The 23176-nt window shown below is 40.3% G+C and carries 14 protein-coding genes; 5 read left to right on the top strand and 9 right to left on the bottom strand.

Features of this window, described 5'->3' with window-relative positions; translation table 11 throughout:
• Positions 1 to 154 precede the first annotated feature (154 nt).
• From NF867_RS11825 to NF867_RS11805, 5 genes are all read left to right on the top strand, one after another.
• Positions 155 to 634, top strand: coding sequence for a hypothetical protein (locus NF867_RS11825; RefSeq protein ID WP_252588208.1), 480 nt, complete (start codon positions 155 to 157; stop codon positions 632 to 634).
• Positions 635 to 777: 143 nt separating this feature from the next.
• On the top strand, positions 778 to 1653 hold the full coding sequence (locus NF867_RS11820) for a UbiA family prenyltransferase (RefSeq protein ID WP_252588207.1): 876 nt from the start codon (positions 778 to 780) through the stop codon (positions 1651 to 1653).
• Entirely contained in the window at positions 1650 to 2750 is a 1101-nt protein-coding gene (locus NF867_RS11815; RefSeq protein WP_252588206.1) for a type III polyketide synthase, read from the top strand. Before NF867_RS11820 ends, NF867_RS11815 begins: the two co-directional genes overlap by 4 nt.
• Positions 2751 to 2774: 24 nt before the next feature.
• Positions 2775 to 3482, top strand: a complete 708-nt coding sequence (locus NF867_RS11810) for a methyltransferase domain-containing protein (RefSeq protein ID WP_252588205.1) — start codon at positions 2775 to 2777, stop codon at positions 3480 to 3482.
• Complete coding sequence (locus NF867_RS11805; protein ID WP_252588204.1) at positions 3472 to 4599, top strand: NAD(P)/FAD-dependent oxidoreductase; 1128 nt, start codon at positions 3472 to 3474, stop codon at positions 4597 to 4599. The genes NF867_RS11810 and NF867_RS11805 overlap by 11 nt, the downstream gene beginning before the upstream one ends.
• Positions 4600 to 4830: 231 nt before the next feature.
• Here NF867_RS11805 and NF867_RS11800 read toward each other — a convergent pair whose 3' ends face one another.
• From NF867_RS11800 to NF867_RS11760, 9 genes are all read right to left on the bottom strand, one after another.
• The gene (locus tag NF867_RS11800; protein ID WP_252588203.1) at positions 4831 to 6363 is read right to left on the bottom strand and encodes an MFS transporter; all 1533 of its coding nucleotides are present in this window, start codon (positions 6361 to 6363) and stop codon (positions 4831 to 4833) included.
• A gap of 222 nt (positions 6364 to 6585) precedes the next feature.
• Complete coding sequence (locus NF867_RS11795; protein WP_252588202.1) at positions 6586 to 8085, bottom strand: calcineurin-like phosphoesterase C-terminal domain-containing protein; 1500 nt, start codon at positions 8083 to 8085, stop codon at positions 6586 to 6588.
• Positions 8086 to 8093: 8 nt separating this feature from the next.
• On the bottom strand, positions 8094 to 10316 hold the full coding sequence (locus tag NF867_RS11790) for a kojibiose hydrolase (RefSeq protein ID WP_252588201.1): 2223 nt from the start codon (positions 10314 to 10316) through the stop codon (positions 8094 to 8096).
• A 15-nt stretch (positions 10317 to 10331) separates the two neighbouring features.
• Positions 10332 to 12008, bottom strand: coding sequence for an alpha-amylase family glycosyl hydrolase (locus NF867_RS11785; protein WP_252588200.1), 1677 nt, complete (start codon positions 12006 to 12008; stop codon positions 10332 to 10334).
• 146 nt (positions 12009 to 12154) lie between these two features.
• Positions 12155 to 13684 carry a RagB/SusD family nutrient uptake outer membrane protein gene (locus NF867_RS11780; protein WP_252588199.1) on the bottom strand — a complete coding sequence of 510 codons (1530 nt, stop codon included), beginning with the start codon at positions 13682 to 13684 and terminating at the stop codon, positions 12155 to 12157.
• Between the two features lie 20 nt (positions 13685 to 13704).
• Complete coding sequence (locus tag NF867_RS11775) at positions 13705 to 17013, bottom strand: TonB-dependent receptor (protein WP_252588198.1); 3309 nt, start codon at positions 17011 to 17013, stop codon at positions 13705 to 13707.
• Between the two features lie 151 nt (positions 17014 to 17164).
• On the bottom strand, positions 17165 to 18124 hold the full coding sequence (locus NF867_RS11770) for a FecR family protein (RefSeq protein WP_252588197.1): 960 nt from the start codon (positions 18122 to 18124) through the stop codon (positions 17165 to 17167).
• Between the two features lie 118 nt (positions 18125 to 18242).
• Positions 18243 to 18950 (bottom strand): RNA polymerase sigma factor, encoded by a 708-nt coding sequence (locus NF867_RS11765; protein WP_252588196.1) that lies wholly within the window; start codon positions 18948 to 18950, stop codon positions 18243 to 18245.
• An 84-nt stretch (positions 18951 to 19034) separates the two neighbouring features.
• Positions 19035 to 22475, bottom strand: a complete 3441-nt coding sequence (locus NF867_RS11760; protein ID WP_252588195.1) for a pyruvate carboxylase — start codon at positions 22473 to 22475, stop codon at positions 19035 to 19037.
• Positions 22476 to 23176: the final 701 nt, after the last annotated feature.

Raw genomic sequence — 23176 nt, 5'->3', positions numbered from 1 at the left:
CCTGAAATAAGGCACTGATACAAATAGCATTATATGGTTTTCTGCCTGCTAAAATAATTATTCTTCCTATCTGTCCCCTCCTAATTTCTTTCTACCACCCCCACTATCCCTGCAAAAAAATTTCTATTTTGCCTGCGAAACATTGCTTATTGGCATGAAAGAAAAACCTCTCTTTGTAGAAAAACAATTTTTGGGATTGAGCCGTAGCTGGCTGCTTACCAGGCTGGTGCTGGCTATTTTTTGCTTTATCATTTATTACATTGAAGAAAACCGCGACCGTAACGCCGATCTGTTGTTGGTGGTGGGTGTTTCAATCTTAATCATTTCGGGCTTATTAACGTTTATCATCCATTATAAAACCTCCATTTACGAGCAATCGATGGTGCTGGATGGTTTTTGGACCACCAGTCGCGTAAAAATTGACTTTGGCAGTATTAAAAGTGCTGAAAAAGTGCTTTACAGCAACTTTATGCTGAACAACCCGGTATATAACCTGCATAAAAAAGGAACTATCCGTTTTTATACCCGAGGTAAATATGCCATTAAGCTTACCGATAAAGACGGCCTGGTGTACCTGATCGGCAGTCAGCATTGCGATGAAATGGTGCGTTTGATTGGGGAAAGGATTAGATAGTCCATAGTCGATGGACCATAGATCATAGTGTCCAGTCCACAGTCCTAGCTCCTTTATCCATGAACAATCGACTATGGTCTATGGACTGTCAAGTATCGACTATGGACTATGAACTATCGCCTATGAACCATGAACCACAACCTATGAACCAAATCAAAAACACCCTCCTACTTCTCCGTTTTCCGTTCTCTCTTTTTTTAATGCCGGTTTTTGTGTTCGCCATGAGCCAGGCCGAGGCAATTCATTGGTCGACTTCAGTTTTAGCTTTTATTATTCTTCACCTATTTATTTACCCGGCCAGCAACGGTTATAACAGCTACATGGACCAGGACGAAGGAAGTATTGGAGGCTTAAAGCATCCGCCAAAGCCCACAAAAAAACTGTTTTATGCAGCGCTCTGTCTCGACCTCTTGGGATTAACTCTTTCCTTCTTCATTTCCACCATTTTCTTTCTGTGTTTGCTTGCTTACATTTTGGCTTCAAGAGCTTATAGCTATAAAGGCATCCGTCTGAAAAAATACCCGTACCTGGGCTTTTTAGTGGTGATTGTTTTCCAGGGAGGATTTACCTTTCTGATGACCCTACATGCAGCAACCTTGTTGGACCTAAAAACAATTACTGACATCCATGTATGGGCAATGATAGCCAGCAGTTTATTACTTGCCGGGGTTTATCCGCTAACCCAGATCTATCAGTATGAAGAGGACCTGAAAAACGGGGATATAACGCTCAGTTATAAATTGGGCTACCGGGGGACATTTATTTTTAGTACTATTTCCTTTCTTCTGGCTAACCTCTTTTTCTGGCTCTATTTTACAGAAAAAGGATTTATCAATAATTTTTATATCCTTCAACTATTTTTTATTCCCATTGCTTTTTATTTCGTAAGTTGGTTTATCAAGGTTTGGAACAACCCTTGCAATGCAAACTATGAGCATACCATGCGCATGAACCTCATTGCTTCGGTTTGCCTGAATGTTTGTTTTATTACGCTTTTCATTATAAACCAAGTAGCATGAGTAAAATTATTTCAATAGCCACCGCGAATCCAACCTTTAAGCATAAACAAGAGGATATTTTGCAGTACATGACTGAGGTTTTGCAGCCATCATTAGATGAGAAAAAGCTATTGAATATCCTTTACCAGCGAAGTGGCATAAAAACCAGGTACTCTGTTTTACCCGAATTTTCAGAACGTTATGCCAGTCATCACGCTTCATTTTTTGACAATGTGGAAGAAGACCCTGCATTAGAAGCACGGATGAAAGTATATCATCAGCATGCCGGCAATTTAGGTATGGAATCGGCCAAAAAATGCATGGAAGGATTTGTTAAACCGGCAGAAGTTACTCACCTGATAACAGTAAGCTGTACAGGTTTATCGGCCCCGGGTTTAGATATTGAGCTGGTAGAACTTTTAGGACTGGAACATACCGTTTATCGGACTTCTGTAAACTTTATGGGTTGTTATGCAGCCCTGCATGCCCTAAAACATGCCGACTTAATTTGTAAAGCCTACCCTAATGCCCGAGTGTTAATTGTTTCTGTGGAAATTTGCACGATTCACTTTCAGGCCAAGAATGACATGGATAACATGATGGCCAATTTACTGTTTGCTGACGGGGCAGCTTCGGCTTTAGTTTGTTCTGATGAAGCAGCAACTCAGAACAATTGGAAAGGCTTGCAAATTGAAAACACCCATTCAGAAATCCATTTTAAAGGGAAAAAGGACATGGCTTGGAAGCTTTCGGAAACCGGCTTTCTAATGACCCTGAGTAACTACATTCCTGACTTGGTGGAAGCCGGCATCAAAAACCTTGTTGCTAAAACCGTTGAAGCAATAGGAAAAGCCCAATCGGATATTAAACATTGGGCCATTCATCCTGGAGGAAAGCGTATTTTAGATGTTGTTCAAAAGGAATTAACCATCTCCAGCACTGATCTGCAAGCAGCTTACTCCACACTGGAACACTACGGCAATATGTCGTCGCCAACAATTTTGTACGTACTAAAAGATATAATGGACACGAAAGTAAATTGGGCCGAAAAAGAAATGGTGTTTGCCGCCGGATTTGGCCCGGGATTGACCATGGAAAGTATGATCCTTTCCAACTAATATTCACCTTGAATTGGTTCCGGAATGAATTTCAGCATCCGTTCATACCAGCAGGAATTGCTCGATGCAGAACATATCCCCTACAATGACCTTGCTCAGAACCTGCGGGAACTGGATGTGATCAACCGTTTATTAGGCGGGCATGCCATAACGATCAAAGGTATTAGCAGCTTAACTAAAAACCTGAATCAACCTATAACTATTCTCGACTTAGGAAGTGGTGGAGGTGATACTTTACGAGCCATAGCCCGTTGGGCCAGAAAAGTAAATAAGAAGCTGAACCTGATTGGCGTTGATCTTAAACCTGAATGCATCGACTTTGCCCGGAAAGAAAGTGCCGATTTTCCCGAAATTTCATTTATTCAATCCGACTACAGGGCTATTGATGCTTCCCAGCTCCAGCCCGATATCATTATTTCTTCCTTGTTTTGCCATCATCTGCAACAACAACAAATAGTTGAGCTTTTACAATGGATGAACGAGAATGGCAAAATGGGTTTTGTTATCAACGATTTGCATCGCCATCCATTAGCCTATCATAGTATCCATTTGTTAACCATGCTTTTTTCTAAATCGTACCTGGTTAAAAATGATGCAAAGCTTTCGGTTGCCCGTGGATTTAAGCTTAGTGAGTGGAAGGAGCTATTAAAGAAAGCCGGTATCAGTAATGCCAATATCAGTTGGGAATGGGCATTCAGACATTTAATTACTGTACGAACCCATGGATTTTGAAGTAGCAATTATTGGCGGAGGCTTAGCCGGTTTAGGCTTAGCCATTCAACTATCCAAAGCCGGGCATCGGGTCATTCTGTTTGAAAAGGAGCAGTATCCTTTCCATAAAGTTTGTGGCGAATATATTTCGATGGAATCATGGGATTTTCTTGAATCACTAGGTATTCCTTTGGATGAAATGAAACTTCCCCGTATCACCCGACTACATATTTCTGATTGCAATGGCCGAGTACTTCAGCAAAAACTTAATCCGGGAGGTTTCGGAATCAGTCGCTATACATTGGATGACCAACTTGCAGCAATTGCCAAATTACATGGAACTGAACTCATGCAGGGCGTTAAAGTAAGCGATATTCAATTTGAGAATGATCAGCATTACCTCAAAACCTCTTCAGGAGATTTTACAGCCAAAGTAGTGTGTGGTGCCTGGGGTAAGCGTTCAAACCTCGACATTAAGCTTAAGCGACCGTTCATTGAAAACACCAAATTAAAAACCAGGCAATATATCGGTGTTAAATACCATGTAAAACTTGATTTTCCTAAAGATTTAATCGAACTACATAATTTCGAAGATGGCTATTGCGGCATTTCGGCAGTTGACAATAACCGTTTTTGTTTGTGCTACCTTACCACTGCCCAACAACTTCAGCAAAATCAGAATAACATTAAACGTTTAGAAGATCGTGTTCTAAAGAAAAACCCCTTACTCGACAATTACTTTTCGAACGCTGATTTTTTATATGAGGAACCGCTGGCGATCTCGCAAATAAGCTTTGCTCGCAAACAGGCCGTAGAAGATTATATTTTCATGGCGGGTGATTCGGCAGGTATGATAACGCCTTTATGCGGAAACGGTATGAGCATGGCTTTGCATGCTTCGAAACTATTGAACATTGTACTGACTGATTATTTAAATGGAAGCATTAGCCGGACACAGGCTGAAAAGCAGTACGATCAACTATGGCGAGAGAACTTTAGCACAAGACTCAGTGCCGGAAGGGTTTTTCAAAAGTTATTCGGGAATCCGACGGTAACCAATCTCACCCTAAAATCGCTGTCTCATTTACCGGCATTAGCATCAAAATTAATTGACTTAACCCATGGAGGGCCATTTTAAGGCTTTCCCGATAACGCGATCGGGACTCAGACTGACATTAACAGCTTTATCACCTTGAGCGAGGCTTCGACTTCGCTCAGCCTGACATTATTCCCAGTTTATCACCCTAAGAGTAGCTTTCCTAGCGGGCTCAGTCTGACGCCATCACCTTGAGCTAAGTCGAAAGATCGACTTTGCTCAAGGGACTACGCTAAGTCTTTTCAGGCAATCTTCGATATAAACAAAATGGACTTATACCGTTTCGTTCACTGCCTGCTCTACATTCTCGGGCTCCTCAACATTCTTTTCTTTTATAAACAACAAGCCGATAACAAAACAGATCAAAGCAATGCTAATCGGATAAATTAGTCCGGCAAAATGATTTCCGGTACTTAACACCAGTATTGTTGCAACTGTAGGTAATAATCCTCCTATTACCCCATTACCCAAATGATAAGGTAAGGACATCGATGTATAGCGAATATGCGTAGGGAAAAGCTCCACCAGAAATGCTGCAATAGGGCCATAAACCAAGGTCACAAAAAGTACCTGGATAAATATCAGGGCTATTAACCAGATAACGTTTTGCATCCCCAAGCTAACTTCTTGCTTTGTTTCAATTTTGGAAGTATCAGTTGAACCTGTCGCTGTGGTTTTTGTTTCTTTTACTTTAGTTCCATCGTCATAAAAACGGGTTTCGATAACTTTACGGGCATCGGCACCATCAGGCATTGTAACCATCGATCGTTCCACTAATCGCGAGGAAGTAATTTCTGTTTTCAACGATATATTGGCCGTATTATCCATTGCTTTATAAATAGGATAATAACCTATTGCAGCTATCAACATACCCGCGAGCATTATTTTCTTTCTGCCTATTTTATCCGAAAGCTTTCCAAAAACAATAAAGAATGGCGTACCCAGTAAAAGCGCAATAGCAATGATCACGTTCGATTGTACAAACTCGATATTCATTGTTTTTTGCAAGAACGACAAAGCGTAGAATTGCCCGGTATACCAAACCACTCCCTGCCCCATGGTGGCACCAAATAAGGCCAACAGCACCATTTTCAGGTTTTCTTTATTTCCAAAACTTTCCTTCAGCGGATTTTTAGCCACTTTTCCTTCGGCCTTTAACTGTGTAAACATTGGCGATTCGTGTAAGCGAATACGGATGTAATACGACATGATGACCAAGAACACCGATAATAAAAATGGAATTCGCCAACCCCAGGCGCTAAAGCTATCTGCAGGCATCACCGTACGGGTTATCAAAATTACCCCTAACGATAAAAACAGTCCTAGTGTGGCCGTAGTTTGAATAAAGCTGGTATAATAACCCCTTTGGTTTTGTGGTGAATGTTCAGCCACATAGGTGGCAGCTCCTCCATATTCTCCTCCCAGTGCAAGCCCCTGAATCAGTCGAAGCGCTAAAATGATAATGGTGGCAAACACCCCTATTTTCTGATAAGAAGGCACCAAACCGATGGCAAAAGTGGCTCCTCCCATTAACAATAAGGTTAGAAGGAAAGTGTATTTACGCCCCACAAGGTCACCTAATCGGCCAAAAACAATGGCTCCAAATGGACGAACGATAAAGCCTACCGCAAAGGTTGCCAGCGTAGCAATGTAGGCCAATGTAGGGTTAGATGCCGGAAAGAACTTCTCGGCAATTATCAGTGAAAGGCTGCCGAATATGTAAAAGTCGTACCACTCAATGAGCGTACCAGCGGAGGAAGCAAAAATAACTTCCCAAATTTTGTTTTTTGGTTGAATTGTTTGCATACGAATAAATTGGTTGCCAAAAAGATAGAGAATTTATCCGTTCAAATACAACTCAAAAAACCATGAAATCCAATCAATTTATAGTTTGATTTTAGCATTCAATTGTCCAAAAACAAAAAAGCGGCCTTGCGGCCGCCCAGCTTATTTGATTTGGTCTCTTTTCAACAATCCTTCTAAAAGCTTTGCTGATTGATTCCTTTTAATTTTCTACTAACACAAAAGCTAACTCAACACCTTATTGCTTGTATAAACAGTGCCAAATCGATCCGTTACTTTTACCACAATTTCTTTTGCAGTTACTGATGGCTTTAATGTAAAAAGGTGATCTGTTATGATAGGTTCAACCCATTTACGCATTGCAGGCAAAGTAGGGCCATCATATAATTCAAGCGCAAGAGGGTCGTAGTCAGTAATTCGGGTTAATGATCCTTTTTCCACCCCGTCTTCCAGCCATTCCACTTTCCAGTATTCATCCCAATTCCAAACATTTACCAATAGCTCATCCGGGTACTTTTTGTGATAACCTTTATTGTAAACCTCCAACTGGTAATTTTTATCCTTTCCGGTTGATTTATAGAACCAGGACAATTGGGTTCCGTTCACTTCAAAAACTCCATAGCCAGCAGGAGTTCCATCCCCACAGCAGGGACCGCTCCACCAGGCTCCGCAAGCGGTACCTAAATTATGTTCCATTAACCGATCGCTGATAATCACATTTTCATTCCAATGGGTATGGCCTGAGATAATATGAGTGTTGAAAGGCTCCAGGATCTTATACAATTGTTTCCGGTTGGATAACACACTCACGATGTTTTCTTCTTTTAAACCCAAGCGTTTTTTCTCAGCTGTATCTGAAGGAATATGCATTACCACAATAACCAATGAATCTTTAGGGACCAAGGCCAGGTCTTTTTCAAGCCAGCTTAACTGGCTCTCAGTCAAGTACCCGATATAACGTTTGCCGGCTCCGATAGAGAACACATTATCCAAAACAACATAATGAGCCTTTCCTCTATTAAATGAATAATACGTTGGTCCAAAATGTTCCTTAAATGTAATGGCCGAAAATTCATCACTCCTCACATCATTATAATCCATATCATGGTTACCAAGCACCTGAAAAAAAGGAACGCCTGTTAACGCGACAGCCTGTTTATAATCGGCAAAAAGCTCATGCTTATCGAAAACCAGGTCGCCACAACAAATTCCATGAAAAGGCTGATCGGAATAAACCTTTGCCAATTCGGCTAAATCGGGAGCAGTAGTTGATACTAATAGATCAGCATCTCTTCGATTCATTATTTGAGGATCAGCCCAAACAGCAAAGCGATGTTTATCATCTGAATCAACGGCTAATTTTTTCAATCCGAAATCAGCAGTAAAAACCTTTTCATATTTATTGATAACCCTGTAGAATGAGGCTATGCAGTTTTCATTTTCAATTTGAAACCCAGCCGGAATAGAGATATGAACAAACTCCGCAGTTTTATTACTTAATAACCTATAGAAACCGTTTTTATCGGTTTGTGTACAATTGATACCATCGCTTACTGTTACCCCCGCTATTCCCTTTCTCCCCTCATGAACTTTCCCTTTAAGCGTGATAAATTCTACCTGATTTAATGACTTTGCTGAATGCTCAGCAGCATTAGCCACTCCTGTAGGTATTGCGGCCACCGCCCCAAGTAAACCTAAATTCCTAAGAAAATCTCTTCTAAACATGCCTTGGTTTACTTCTTTATGAGATAAGTAGCCTTAGCAGGGCCCACTCCTTTTATGGTTAATGACTTCCAATGAGCAGGCAGTTTACTTTTCACTTGCTGAATGCCTTTTGGTGTAATATCTAATCCGCCAAAACCCATTAAAACCGCTTGCAGCACCCCTCCGGCACCGGTCGCGAAATAGGGGTTTGTTCCGCCTTTGGTTTCGGCAATTACCCTGAAAGGAGGATTTAGATTGGGGATAAATGCATCCTGAAAATAATGATAGGCTTGTTTTTCATCTCCCAAACGCGCATAGAGTAAGGAGAAAATAGCCTGCGTCATTGCCGGGGTACCTGAAACAGGAACCCGTGTTTGGTAGTATTTGAGATCCTTTTGGATCTGCTCTTCAGTGGTGATCGCTTTAAGCGGGTAGGCCAGCAAATTCACATCAGCCTGCTTAATGGGTTCTCCATTATAGGTAGCGTGTTCGCGGGTAACGCCATCAGGAAATTGAAGAATAGGGATATTTTTAGCCACCAGGCTCCAATCAGCATTTTCCAGTTTACCTAATAACTTTGCAGCTTGGTTAGCGATTTCCAGATTTGCTTTGGCTACCGCATTTGTGAACGCATCATTATCAACATTCTCGGCCCATTCATCCGAAGCCACCACATTTTTTATATCAAACTTGCCCGGGCCGTTGCGTTCAACACGACTGGCCCAAAAATCGGCGGTAGCTTCAAGAATTGGCCAACCTTTGTTTTTCAACCATTCTTTATCCTGAGTAACACAGTAATAATTCCAGGTTGCAAAGGCAACGCATCCTGTTATATGATGCTCAAATGGACCACTTAAGGCCCAAACAGGTGTTTCCTCGGCACCTGATTCAGCACTTTCCCAGGGAAACCTGGCACCTTTATAGCCGTGCGAAAAGGCATTTTGCTTAGCAACTTCTAAACGCTTAAATCGATAGTCGATCAATGATTCGGCTATTTCGGGGTGTAAAACCAGCAAAGGAGGGAACATCCAAGTGTCGGTATCCCAAAAAACGTGTCCATTATATCCTAAACCCGATAATCCCATTGGCGACAGTGACATTCCCGAACCTGCCCGCGAGAAAGCATACAAATGATACAGCATGCTTCTAACATCTTGCTGAGCCTGATCGTCTCCTTCTATCAAAATATCACTCTTCCATAAATCATCCCAAGCCTTGTTGTGCAAGCTGATTAGGCGCTGCTTACCTTCCATTTTGGCAAAAATTGTGAGTCGTTCCGCTTCATTCAAAGGATCGGGATGATGAGCTGTACTTAAAATAGCCCCTGCTATTGCATATGAATAGGTAGTTCCGGCTTGTATTTTCTTTGTAAACCGCATGCTATGTTTATTATTATCATACATAGCATGAATTATATTGGGCTGCAGATCTTTAGGTTCCTCAAATAAAAAGGTGGTTGACGCAGCCAAGCCAATTTTACCGGTCGGACTTTTAGCCGTTGTGGTAAGCAAACTGATGGTTACATGCGAGCGGGCAATCTCATTAAAGTAATTTTGGGCATCACGCAAGGCATCAGGCGTTTCCATCGTATTGGAAGCACTTATCTCTACATCTTGCTTCGCACTTATACTTATATCAACCAGTACCGAATACGGCAGGTGCCTTAATGAATAAACGGTATAGCTTACGGTGGCCTTTTCACCAACATTAAAGGTAGAAGTAAAACTTCCATTCTTCATATTTAGCTGTTGGGTAATGTTGCTGATATTGTTTGCCGAGATTGACTTCCCATCAATTGACAAGCCCATGTTCAGCAAATTAATACTGTTAATAAAGTTACTTACACGCCCCCGGCCATAAAGGTCATAGGCCCCGGCGAGTACAATATTTTTAACTTTAAAAGGCTCGGGAGATGAAACAATACCAACCATGCCGTTGGCTACACTCACCCCGTAATAATTAGATGGGTCGATCTTATCGGCTTTGATTACCCAGGGATCAACCTGGGCGTTAACATTTATTGCAGTAAGCAAAAATGCTGCAACTAAACAAAATGCGCATTTACCGTATGATTTAATTTTAGAATACCAATTTGCTACGCTTCGACTCCGCTCAGCGTGACATTCAGCGGGAAGCTCAGTGTGACGTTCAGCGGGAAGCTCAGTGTAACGTTCAGCAGGGAGCTCAGCGTGACGTTCAGTGGGACGTTCATAGATAGAAAAGATCCAACTTTTAAAATTATACTTGATCATAAGTCTAATCAGATTTTAGTTTAATTTAAAAATACCATAACCGCAGGCCTTTGCAGTAATGATTAGTCCTTTACTTTTATCGGCGTTCAACTCTATCCCATCAACAATGGCTGAGTTTACCTTTTTAACCTTTTTATCAGCTTGAATATGAATTGCCTGTTCTTTTGCTGATGGATTGATAACTATCAGGAAGGTTTCGTTTTTGAACTTACGCTGATAAACCAAAGGATAAGTATGCTCAGCTGTATTATAAAACTTAATTATTCCTTCTGTTCTCAAAGCCTTTGAAGTACTCTTTAAAGCCAACAGCTTACGGGTGAAATGAAGCAGTGAGCTTGAATCAGCTAATTGAGTAGCCACATCAGGACGGTTCAATGAAGAATCAAGCGGCAAATAAAACTTCCCAGGGTCGGCTCCGGAGAAACCTGCACCTTTGGTTTTATCCCATTGCATAGGCGTTCTAGTTCCGGCACGATTTCCTTTGCTTAGCACGCTGCCTTCTTTATTGGGTAAACCGCTGATATATTTCATTCCAATTTCATCGCCATAATAAACCAAGGGAACGCTTGGCAGGGTTAAGAAAAACACCATTGCGGCCTTTAACTGCTCCAAGGTATTCCTGTCGCCACTTGCCGGGCGCTGAAAATCATGATTGGACGTTGGTAAACACAAATAGCCTTTACCCGCAATAACTTCTTTTAATTGCTGATTATAGATATTGATGAAATTGACAGGAGAGCCATTACCCTGACTACTGAAATAACAGGTATCATGTCGGTAAACGCCTTCTTTATTAAAGAACATGGAGCTATAACCCGAATTGCGCAAATGGATGAGAAAATCCATCATAAAATTAGCTTTGATCGATTTGGCCGGGTCACCCCATTCGGCAATTAATATCCCATCCGCATATTTCGACTGAAAATGAGAACGGATGTCTTTCCATAACTTATTTGTTGCCGCTAAGTCAGGGTCGTTCTTTACTAAAGATCCTGCCATATCCACCCTGAACCCATCAGCGCCTTTATCCATCCAAAAATCCATGATCCTGATCAATTCAGCTTTTGTCTTTTGAGGCCCTTCTGCTGTTACCGGTTGTTCCCAGAGATTAGCAGGATTGGGTTTGCCATAACCATAATTCAAGGCTGGCTGAACATCAAAAAAGTTCTTACGATAAGTACCGTTACGTTCAAATTTCCCGGCAACAAACTTTTCAGGTTTTAAGGTTGAATCGTTCGTCCAGATGTATCGGTCCGAAAATTCGTTTGGTGTTTGTTGCTGAGAGGCTTTGAACCATGGATGCTGATCGGAGGTATGCCCTGCCACCAGGTCCAAACAAACCTTGATGTTTCGCTTATGAGCTTCTTTAAATAAATTCTCCAAATCTTGATTGGTACCATATCGGGGAGCCACTTTGTAGTAATCCGTCACGTCATATCCGGCGTCAAAAAAAGGAGACTCAAAACAAGGGTTGATCCAAATGGCATTACAGCCCAGCCATTGAATATAATCAAGCCGTTGAGTTATACCTTTAATATCTCCAATGCCGTCATTATTGGTATCCTGAAAACTCTGCGGATAGATCTGATAAAACACGGCTGTCTTTAACCAAACGGGGACCGGTCGTATTTTTTGGGCCAAAAGCGAGCCTGTAAACATTGTAAAGCACAATGCAATTACGAATTGCTTCATCTATATAATTGTAAAAATTGCCAGGAAATCACTTACGCAATGATCATTGCGAAGTATGAAAAGAACATAATACGTTAGTTAACCATTGGCAGCCTTCACAAAACAAAGGCCGCCAATAGTGGTTAACATTCCTACAATCGTATTTTTTAATTATATCCTATATTCTGAGTTAAATTAGGATTAGCCTCAATTGCACTAATAGGAATTGGCAGTAACACCATGTAAGCCGGTGTTTCAAAATTCTTCTCGGCACGAGGAGCTGTGTATTTATTGAAGCGGATCAAATCGGTTCTACGATTTCCTTCCCAATACAATTCATAACCGCGTTCATTCAAGATTTTATCTAAATCGAGTTCAGTATAAGCGGGTTGCCCACGTTTGGTGTTTCGTATATAGTTAATATCGGTTAAAGCACCTGCTACATCACCTGCTCTAAATCTCGCCTCAGCACGAATAAGATAGGTATCGGATAAACGATACAGCGGAAAATCATTCCCAGCATTTTGACCCGGAGATGTGGTAGAAGGATTAGGAGCAAACTTAACAATACGCACACCTTGCTCTTCTTTTGAGTTAGAAATGCTGAAATCTTTCGTATAGATAAGCGGCGCTCCGGTACGTGTTTTTAATGCAACTCCTGCAATTGAATATTGCTGACCAATTAATAAACCCTGATTAAAGCCTAACTGGCTAACAAGGCGGGTGTCTTTAAAGCGTTTATCATTAACATCCCAGGTATCAACAAAAGCAGGGGTGGTACAGCAACCATTCAATAAACTGGTATACGTTCCAAATTTCTGGTTATAATGCAGCGTAATTGAAGGAGATGCCAAGCCGGTTAAGCCATTGGTTTCATCATAAATAACTGATAAAATTGACTCAGTACTCTGTAAATAACTAGCATTATCGTACTGGAATAAGCCCCAGTAGTCATCAGCAACTTTATACTGGTTCGAGTTAATAATATCGTCGCAAGCTTTAATTGTTTCCTGCCATTTTGCTTTCCCGGTATAAACCTCATGATTTAAGTAAACATTCGCCAGTAGCATTTGAGCTGCTGCTTTTGTTACCCTTCCATACGGAATATCTGCTTTATTCTTTAATACCGGAATAATCTCATTCATCTCTTTGATGATACGTTCAACAGCCTGCTCACGATTATAAATAGTAGGTTGTTTTGAATAATCAGTTTCAGTGTACTCTCTGAAAGGAAACTTTCCGAAGGCATCGGCAAGCTTGAACATGCAAAGCGCTCTGATAAATCTCACCTCAGCAATGTATCCATCCGTTTTCTCTGATTTAGGGAAAGCCGATAAGTATTGCAAGGCCACATTACAACGGGTAACACCAATCAAAAAGCTATTCCAGGTGTTACGGATATAAATATTAGTTGGTTTATAGGTATGCGTACAAAGTGACTGATAGTCAACTGAAACCCAATCAGCCCCTCTTGCCGGCCATGCCAACTCATCGGTAGTTGCCAATAAAGTTCCCCAAACACCTGACCTGCTATTCAAATCCCGAAGGTAAGCATAGGCTGGAGCAGCAATCATCTCCACATTTTTACTATCTGAAACAACGTTTCCTCCGTTAGCCTCATCTAAAATTTCTTCTTTAACCGAACATGCAGTTAGGGAAAGAGTCAAGGCACTAACTAGAATATATATTTTTTTCATGCTTAATTGTCATTTAGAATTTAGAATTCAACATTTACTCCGAAAACAACAGTACGAGCTTTTGGATAAGTAGTCCAATCGATACCCATTGAAGGCACACCACTTGCTGAGTGATCGGCGTTAACCTCAGGATCGTAACCAGAGTAATCAGTAATTACAAACAGGTTGTTACCGGTAACGCTGAAACGCAACTTACTCAACCAGTTGATATTTTTCACATTAACGGTATAACCCAAGGTTGCATTCGACAAACGTAAAAACGATCCGTCTTCAATAAAGCGGCTACTGTAGGTTAATGTACCGTTTGAATTTTCGGTACTTTGAGCAGCTTCTTTTGTTGCATTCCATTCTTTAGAAATCAGGGTGTTCTGATTCATAATATTTGCAACGTTGTTATAAATCTTATTGCCATAAACGCCATTTAGGTTAACAACTAAGTCTAAGCCTTTGTAGCTTACACTTGTATTAAAACCATAGGTTAACTTCGGCAAGGCCGATCCTAAAGACTGCTGAATTTCAACTCCGTTGGCGTCTTTTTCAAAAAGACTATTACCCAACTCATCAAACCCTAAGAACTTACGACCCCAGAAAGTACCAATAGGATAGCCGTTTTTGATAACCTGTGAAGAGAACCCTGTAATACCCGGACCACTTGGAGCTCCTGTTGTGATCTGACTCATTGGTAAACCTGACACTTCATTTTTAATAGTTGTGAAGTTCACGCCTGCATCCCAGGTAAGACTTTTATTATTTACAATGATACCGGTTAAGCCAAGTTCAAAGCCCCTGTTCTTAATTTTCATATTCGGAACGTTGGACCATACGGTAGTGGTTGGTGCAGGAGCAACGGAGAATACTTGCAACAATACGTCGCTGGTTGTTTTATCGAAATAATCGATGGTACCGGTAATACGTCCGTTTAAAAAACCAAAATCAAGGCCGGCATTCACCTGGTTAGTTGTTTCCCAGCGGATATCAGGATTTGGTGTACGGGTAAGAGTAATACCCGAGGTTACATTCTTGGCAGATCCATCTAAAATGGCATTGTTGCCGGAAGAAGAAGAACCTAACAATATTTGAGAGATCTTATTTGGAATTTCCTGATTACCGGTAATACCCCAGCCTAAACGCATTTTCAAATTGCTGAAAACACCCAGGTTTTTAACAAACTCTTCCTCATTTAATTTCCACGCAACCGAAGCCGATGGGAACAATCCATATTTATTATTTGCACCAAACTTGGTTGAACCATCACTTCTTAGTGTGGCAGTAACTAAATACTTATTGTTTAAGGTGTAATTAACACGGCCAAAAAATGATTGTAATGCATTTTTAGTAATTGACGAGCCAACAGTAGCTGCTTTAAAGTTCCCTAAAGCTAAGTTATTGATGTAATCAAAGTCGGTGATAGTAAAGCCGTCTTCGGTAAATCTATAGGTGTAGATTTTAAACTGCTGGTATGAATGACCTCCTAATACATTAAAACGGTTATTCTCATTAATGTTGAAATCATAGGTCAGGTAATTCTCAATTAAATTACTCGACAGAGAAACATCGCTGATATCCACCGTACCTTTATTCGTTAAGTAAATAAGGTTTTGATTTTGCATTACCTTCCTCGATGCTTTTGATTGATCAGCAGCCAAATTGATCTTGTATTTCAAGCCTTTGATAATTTCAAATGATCCGCTGATGTTACCCATAACACGGTCGGTTTGATTATTATCGCTAGTCAGGTCGATCATTGCCAAAGGATTACGCACATCAGCACTCATCTGCTTAAACGTACCATCCTGGTTGTAAACAGGCAAAGTAGGATTCAATTTTAATGACGATAAGATCACGTCGCCCTCAAAGCCTCCGGTTTCACCAATAGGCACACGCTGATCGCCTGTACGGGCTGCAGTTAAATTAGCTTCTAAACGTAATTTATCATTTATCAGGTTTTGGATCACATTAAAACGTCCGGTATACTTCTCTAATCCGGTTTTCTTAATGATACCTTCCTGATCTAAATAACTTAATGAAGCACGATATGAGCCTTTATCATTACCGCCACCATAGGATAAATTATGACTTTGAGTACGGGCAGTTCTATAAATTTGGTTCTGCCAGTTAGTGTTAGACCCATAATCAGCACCTGTTAACCCCTTATCAGCTCTGAAAGAAAGGAATTCTTCAGCGTTCAATAAGTCTAATTGTTTTGGAAGTTCAGCTACTGAGGTACTTGCCGAATACGTCAAAACCCCTTTGCCTGATTTTCCTTTTTTGGTTGTAATTAAGATAACGCCATTCGCTCCACGAGAACCATAGATCGCGGTTGCCGATGCATCTTTCAATACATCCATGCTTTCAATATCATCCGGATTTAAGAAGTTTAGCGGATTTTTTGTTGCTGCACTACCCGTTCCGGAAATTGTTGCCCCACTAGGTTGTACATCTGTAATATCTAATGGAACTCCGTCAACTACATAAAGAGGATCCTGCCCCGAACGCACGGAATTCGACCCCCTGATACGAACTGATGCGCCAGCACCCGGCTCTCCACCATTGTTAACCACGTTAATACCCGGCATACGACCCTGAATTAAATCAACCGGGTTAACAGCCGTTCCTTTATTAAAATCTTTATTATTAATAGTTGCTACTGATCCGGTAAGGTCTTTCTTATTCACTGAACCATAACCTACTGCCACCACCACTTCTTTCAACCCAATAGCATTGCTTAATAACTTTATGTTAATGGTAGTGTTGCCACCAACCCTAACTTCCTGTGTTGCCATGCCCAGATAGCTGAATATCAATACCGATTCGCTTGAAGGAACAGTAATTTCATACTTTCCATTAACATCGGTAGTAGCACCAATAGTAGATTTTTTAACACTCACCCCAACACCTGGCAAAGCGATCCCTTCCTCATCAGTAATGATTCCGGTTACTTTGCGACTTTCTTCCTTTATACCCTGATTAGCTTGAACGGTTTTAAGAAGGATAAGATTGTCTTTTTGAATGGTGAAATTGACATTTGAGCCACCAAACAATGAGTTTAGAACCTCTTGAACAGATTTATTTTTTACATGCAACGAAACTTTTCGATTAACATCTAATTGTTCGCGTTGGTAAAAGAACCGATAAGAAGTTTTTGCCTCGATGGCTTTAAACACCTCTGTGATAGGTGTATTATCAAAATCAAGTGATAGATTTTGTGATTGCGAAAATGCTGTTCCTAAATTAAACGTTGCCACCAACAGGATAATCAGCATACATTTAAACCCTACCTTTTTTCCTTCTTTTTTAGGATTAAAGTAGTTTTTAATTATTTTTTGCATAGTTTTAATTAAAGATTAATTCAAAAGTTCATTTAAGTTGATCTTGCGTGCCGAAAGACTCTTCGACCTTTCTTTCGGCACATTTTTTTATTAATTCCTCGTTTGTAATCCTTTTTATTTCATAAGCAATAAGTTTTGTTTTCCTAATACATTAAGGTTGTTTCTCAATCATTATTACATTGCCACTAACCAGCTGATATTTAATCGGAAGTGTTTCTTTAATTAAATTCAGCACCTGAATAATATTTTCATTCCTAATACTTCCATCATAATGGTATTTAAACAATGATGGATCATTAACTTCAAACTGCACGTTGTATTTGCTTTCCAGAATTTTCAGCAGGTCCCTAAAGTTTTTATTTTCAAATCTTACCTCTGCTTCTTTCCATACTGAAGCCAGGTCCGCCTGAACTGTAGTTAAGCTCGACTGTTTTTTCTCTTTGTTGAACGTAAACTGCTGGCCTGGAATCATTAGGGTCGGTTTAATTGCGCTGATATCGCTCTCGGGCAAAATTTCAATAGAACCTTCCTGAAGGGTAGTTATTACCTCTTTATTTTGAGGATAAGCTTTCACATTGAAAACCGTTCCGTGTACTGCCACCTTATACTGACCGGCATGAACAATAAATGGCTTTTCAGGCATTTTTGTAACCTTAAACCAGCCTTCCCCCTTCAAAAACACTTCTCTTTTATCAGAAGAGTTGAGCTTATAGGTTAACTCAGAATTTGCGTTTAAGAAAACCGTTGAACCGTCGGGTAAAATTGTTTGTGAAATGGATTTATTGTCGGCAATAATTCTAATTTCTGACTCATTGGTCTTTTTACTAAAATAAGGCTGAAGAGCAACAACAGAGATTAGCATTCCCAAGATAAAAATGGCTGCCCTTGACCCAACAAAAGTCATCAAGCGAATCATCTTTTTCCGTTTTTGCTGTTTTTCATTTTCAGCAATCGTTTCGCAAATCTTTTCGAAAAGAGGCGCAGTTACTATTTGCTCTTCTGTCGAACTTTCGGTTTGCTCCAATTGCTTATATAGATCATTCTTAATTTCAAACTCCATTTCAGGGTTGTAAAACGATTGAATGATCTTTTCCTTGTTTTCTGATTCCATAATTATATGCTCACAAAAAGCGCATGATCACCTTTTAACATCGGTCATCTACTACTAATACGTACAAGTAATCGCAACTACTCACGCGCTCATTAAAAAAATTAAAAAGAAAATTGTCTTAAGAGAAATAGAAGAATGCGAGGTACAGTATGTACTTGGAGTCAATATGCTCTTTCAGAAAAGCCATTGCCCGGTATACCTGATTTTCTACCGTTCGTTTAGAAATATTTAACTGTTGAGCAATTTCGTCATAACTCAAGCCATCAAATCTGCTCATGGTAAACACCTGCCTCCGTTGTTCGGGCATTTGAGCGACTAAATTATTTAACTGATTTTGAAGATCATTTAATGCCAGTTTATTCCAGGTTGAGTCATCTTCCTCCGTTTGTTGGAAAACGGATAGTTCGGAATACATTTTTTCAAGCTTTCGTTTTCTAAGCTGATCGTAAATAAGATTTACTGCTATTTTAAAAATATAGGATTTGAAATTTTTCGACAAATCCAACTCTTCACGTTTATTCCAAACCTTCACAAAAACATCTTGCACCAACTCTTCTGCATCAAGGGATGACTTTAGGTAAGAGTTTCCAAACTTGTAAATCCTGGGTGCATACAAATCAAACAGCTCCTTAAACATAGCCTGATCAAAATCTCGCTCAACAAAAAACGTACTATCCTCAGAAACTTTATTCAATTTAAACAGTGATTGATTTTCAGGATCGAAAGATACGCAAAGTACATTTACATACACAACACTTATAAGGTAACGAGTCAGATGGTCATCTGGTATAAGATCGCTGCTAATCTCAAAACCAATTTCAGGCATTTAAACTATAACCATGCAGAAACAAAATAAGCGGCCTTGCGGCCGCTCGTTCCCAAATTATAGTTAAAAAGATTAAAAAGATTGCTAATTCATTTCCAACACCAAATCGTCGGTATTCACCAATGTTCCCGCCTCAAGTGTGATGGTTCCTACAGTAAAATCATGCGAAGCAGTGATATTCGTTTCCATCTTCATCGCTTCCACCACAAACAGTGGCTGATTTTTCTTCACCGCCTCACCTTTCTTTACAAAAATCTTCGACAACATACCTTGCAATGGCGCTCCAATATGTTTTTCGTTTTCTTTGTCGACCTTACGGTTTTCCTGCTTAAGTACTTTGATCGACTTATCCAAAACATCAATGTTTCGGGTTTGTCCATTCAACTTAAAGAACACCGTACGCAAACCGTGTTCGTCGGCCGGACTTATACTCAATAATCGAACCAACAAGGTTTTTCCAGGAGCAATTTCAATCGTAGTTTCCTCGCCCAGCTTCATGCCATACAAAAAGTATTTAGTCGGAATGCTTGAAACATCGCCGTATTCGTTCCAAAACTTCAAACCTTCTTCAAATACCTTTGGATAGAATTTGTACGAAAGGAAATCAGTAAACTGAAGATCGGGACCAAATTGCTGCTTAAATGCCTCAAATTCTTTTTCAAAATTAATAGAAGGCAGGTGCTTGTTAGGGCGATCGTCGTAAGGTTGTTTATCTTTTAGTACAATCTTTTGCAACTGCGCCGGAAATCCACCTGCCGGTTGTCCAATTTCTCCCTGGAAGAATTGAATTACCGATTCAGGGAACGAAATACTTTCGCCCTTGTATAAAACGTCTTCCTTGCTAAGGTTATTCGAAACCATGAATTGCGCCATATCACCTACCACTTTTGAACTAGGCGTTACTTTTACAATATCACCGAATAATTCATTCACCTCAGCATAACGCTCTTTGATCATTTCAAAGCGCTCACCTAACCCCAAAGCAATGGCCTGCCCTTTTAAGTTCGAATACTGCCCACCAGGAATTTCATGCTGGAACACCTCCGCTGAACTGGCTTTCATACCTGATTCAAAAGGATAGTAGTATTCACGAACAGCTTCCCAATAAGTTGAATGTTGGTTCAATGATTTGATATCATATGCATTTTCACGTGCATGGAAACGCATCATTTCTACCACCGCATTAAAGTTAGGCTGTGAGGTTAGGCCCGAAAGAGCACCCAAAGCACAATCCACCACGTCCACCCCTGCTTCAATTGCCTTCAAGTATGTAGCAGGTTGCAGTGAAGATGTATCATGCGTATGCAGGTGAATAGGAATTTTTATCGTGTCTTTTAGCGCTGTAACCAATTCGGTTGCCGCATATGGCTTCAACAGACCCGACATATCTTTGATTGCCAGAATGTGTGCTCCGGCATTTTCAAGGTCTTTGGCCAGTTGTAAATAATACTTTAAGGTGTATTTGGTTTTCTTCGGATCGAGGATATCGCCGGTATAGCACAAAGCACCTTCTGCAATACCTCCGGTACGTTTGCGAACCATATCAATACAAGGCGCAATATTCTCCATCCAGTTCAACGAGTCGAAAATGCGGAAGATATCAACTCCCTTTTCCCATGATTTCTCAACGAAGCTCTCAATCAGGTTGTCGGGGTAAGCAGAATAACCAACACCATTACAACCACGGATAAGCATTTGCAACAGAATGTTTGGAACTGCCGCTCGAAGTAACTCTAAGCGTTTCCATGGATCTTCACGTAAAAAGCGGATACAAACATCGAAAGTAGCACCACCCCAAACTTCCATCGAGAATGTTTGTGGATGTGATTTAGCAAAACCTTCGGCAACCTTCAGCATATCATAGGTACGCATGCGCGTTGCTAACAACGACTGATGACCATCGCGGAAAGTAGTATCGGTATAGTGGATCTTCTTTTCGTTTTTCAACCATTCTGCAAACTTCTCCGGACCAAGTTCCGTTAACAGATCTTTGGTTCCTTTAGGATAAGGAGCCGTTTGATCGAATGTAGGGATGATCGGTTTTTCGAAACGTGCGTTAGGATTAATCGAGGTTACATCAGGATTACCATTAACGGCAATATCTGCCAAAAACTTTAATGTTTTTGTACCACGATCGAGCCTGTTCTTAAACTTAAACAACTCCGGATGATCCTGAATAAATCCAACGGTAGCTTTACCTTGCACAAACTCTGGAACTGAGATCAGGTTCTCCAAAAACTGGATGTTATTCTTAACACCACGGATACGAAATTCGCGTAAGGCACGGTGCATTTTTTTTGCAGCATCATCCAAGTCATTACCCCAAGTACTTACTTTCACCAACATAGAGTCGAAGAAAGGACTGATTTTCATACCCGGATAGGTAGAACCTTCATCCAAACGCACACCGAAACCTGTGGCATTCCGGTAGGTAATCAGCGTTCCATAATCAGGTTTGAAGCCATTTGCCGGATCTTCGGTAGTAATACGGCATTGCATTGCCACCCCATTATAGCTGATCTTGCTTTGATCGCCCAAGCCAATTTCCGGATCGGTTAATTTATAACCATCGGCCACATACAGCTGGGTTTTAATAATGTCGACCCCGGTGATCATTTCGGTTACCGTATGCTCAACCTGAACACGTGGATTTACCTCAATAAAAAAGATATTCTCTTTCCCGTCTACCAAAAACTCGACGGTACCAACGTTATTATAATTTACTGTTGAACAGATTCTGATAGCATATTCATATAGTTTATTGCGTGTTTCCTGCTTTAAACCAACTGAAGGGGCAACTTCCACCACCTTTTGAAAACGGCGCTGTACTGAACAGTCGCGTTCAAACAAATGGCGAATGTTACCGAAACTATCGGCTACAATCTGAATTTCAATATGTTTTGGATTCTCAATGAATTTTTCAAGGAAAACGGTGTCATCACCAAAAGCATTCTTAGCTTCGCTCTTCGCTTCGCGGAAACCTTTTTCCAGCTCCTCATCATTACGAATTACGCGCATTCCTCTTCCTCCCCCACCTGCAGCAGCCTTCAGCATTAAGGGATAGCCAATTCTGTTCGCTTCTTCCAGGGCTACATTAAAGTCAACAAGGTCTTTCTCATTATCCTCAATGATCGGAATTTTAGCCTTTTTTGCGTTCTCTTTTGCAATTACCTTATCTCCCAAGGCCTCCATCACATCAGGACGAGGACCAACGAAAATAATTCCGTTGTCGGCACATTTTTGAGCAAGGTCTTTGTTTTCTGAAAGGAAACCATAACCGGGATGAATTGCATCAGCCTTACATTGCTTAGCAATCCGGATAATTTCATCAATATTGAGGTAAGGTTTTAAAGGATCATTATCCTCACCGATCTGATAAGCTTCGTCAGCTTTGTATCGGTGTAAAGAATAACGGTCTTCGTAGGTGTAAACGGCAACAGTTGAAATGTTTAGCTCGTTACATGCGCGGGCAATACGAATAGCAATTTCGCCCCTGTTGGCAATGAGTACTTTCCTGATCTTCATTATTTAGGTTGAATTTTTAACGTTACTCTGCTGGTATTCCATAAAGAATATGCCAGTTTGAGGTTTGCATTGCGTTCAAGAAACAATAACTACTTTATTGAAACTTTAGCCTTATTAAAATTAAAACAATAAAGACTTTTTATTCTAAAACAATTATTATTTCTGAACCAGCAATGCCAATTCATTAATCAGGAGCTCATAGTCGACAGGCTCGGCGCCGTAAAAATAGAAAAAAATTAAAGTCTCACTAAAATTTATTTCCGAAAAGAAACGTTTCACAAATAATCGTTGACAAGTATTCAAATTGCTAAAAGCATACTTGGCTTTTAAGTAATCAACAGAGAAGTCGAAATTGTTTTGAGTTTTTTGTCAGAGCAATATATTTCTAACGAAAATAGAGCATAGGATAATATTCTCCGAAAGCATTCAATGTTGAGGCTTTAATATCTTGTATGGATAGTGTTAAAACTTCAGATAGTTCGAATAGGCCAGTAACTTCTTTTTGTTCCACTTTTGTAAGTTCAATTAAATTTAATTTGTCTGATTTCTTTTTGAGATTATTTATGTTTTATATTCTCAACAGACAACTCTTGCCTGCTCACTTTTGCTTTATTTAGCTTCAGTATTACAGGAATAAACTTCCCCCTCTGATAAAATCAGAGGGGGAAATAATTTCTAAATCAAATTGCTTTATAGACAAG

The organism is Solitalea agri (genome assembly GCF_023914155.1).
GTDB classification, from domain to species: Bacteria; Bacteroidota; Bacteroidia; order Sphingobacteriales; family Sphingobacteriaceae; genus Solitalea; species Solitalea agri.
Note: the sequence above shows the minus strand (reverse complement) of the source record. Positions and strands in the feature narration are given on the sequence as shown.

Coding starts and splice junctions, on each gene's coding strand:
- NF867_RS11810 (WP_252588205.1), top strand. CDS start 2,775: ATGAATTTCAGCATCCGTTCATACCAGCAGGAATTGCTCGATGCAGAA.
- NF867_RS11785 (WP_252588200.1), bottom strand. CDS start 12,008: ATGAAGCAATTCGTAATTGCATTGTGCTTTACAATGTTTACAGGCTCG.
- NF867_RS11820 (WP_252588207.1), top strand. CDS start 778: ATGAACCAAATCAAAAACACCCTCCTACTTCTCCGTTTTCCGTTCTCT.
- NF867_RS11760 (WP_252588195.1), bottom strand. CDS start 22,475: ATGAAGATCAGGAAAGTACTCATTGCCAACAGGGGCGAAATTGCTATT.
- NF867_RS11800 (WP_252588203.1), bottom strand. CDS start 6,363: ATGCAAACAATTCAACCAAAAAACAAAATTTGGGAAGTTATTTTTGCT.
- NF867_RS11780 (WP_252588199.1), bottom strand. CDS start 13,684: ATGAAAAAAATATATATTCTAGTTAGTGCCTTGACTCTTTCCCTAACT.
- NF867_RS11805 (WP_252588204.1), top strand. CDS start 3,472: ATGGATTTTGAAGTAGCAATTATTGGCGGAGGCTTAGCCGGTTTAGGC.
- NF867_RS11775 (WP_252588198.1), bottom strand. CDS start 17,013: ATGCAAAAAATAATTAAAAACTACTTTAATCCTAAAAAAGAAGGAAAA.
- NF867_RS11765 (WP_252588196.1), bottom strand. CDS start 18,950: ATGCCTGAAATTGGTTTTGAGATTAGCAGCGATCTTATACCAGATGAC.
- NF867_RS11770 (WP_252588197.1), bottom strand. CDS start 18,124: ATGGAATCAGAAAACAAGGAAAAGATCATTCAATCGTTTTACAACCCT.
- NF867_RS11790 (WP_252588201.1), bottom strand. CDS start 10,316: ATGATCAAGTATAATTTTAAAAGTTGGATCTTTTCTATCTATGAACGT.
- NF867_RS11795 (WP_252588202.1), bottom strand. CDS start 8,085: ATGTTTAGAAGAGATTTTCTTAGGAATTTAGGTTTACTTGGGGCGGTG.
- NF867_RS11825 (WP_252588208.1), top strand. CDS start 155: ATGAAAGAAAAACCTCTCTTTGTAGAAAAACAATTTTTGGGATTGAGC.
- NF867_RS11815 (WP_252588206.1), top strand. CDS start 1,650: ATGAGTAAAATTATTTCAATAGCCACCGCGAATCCAACCTTTAAGCAT.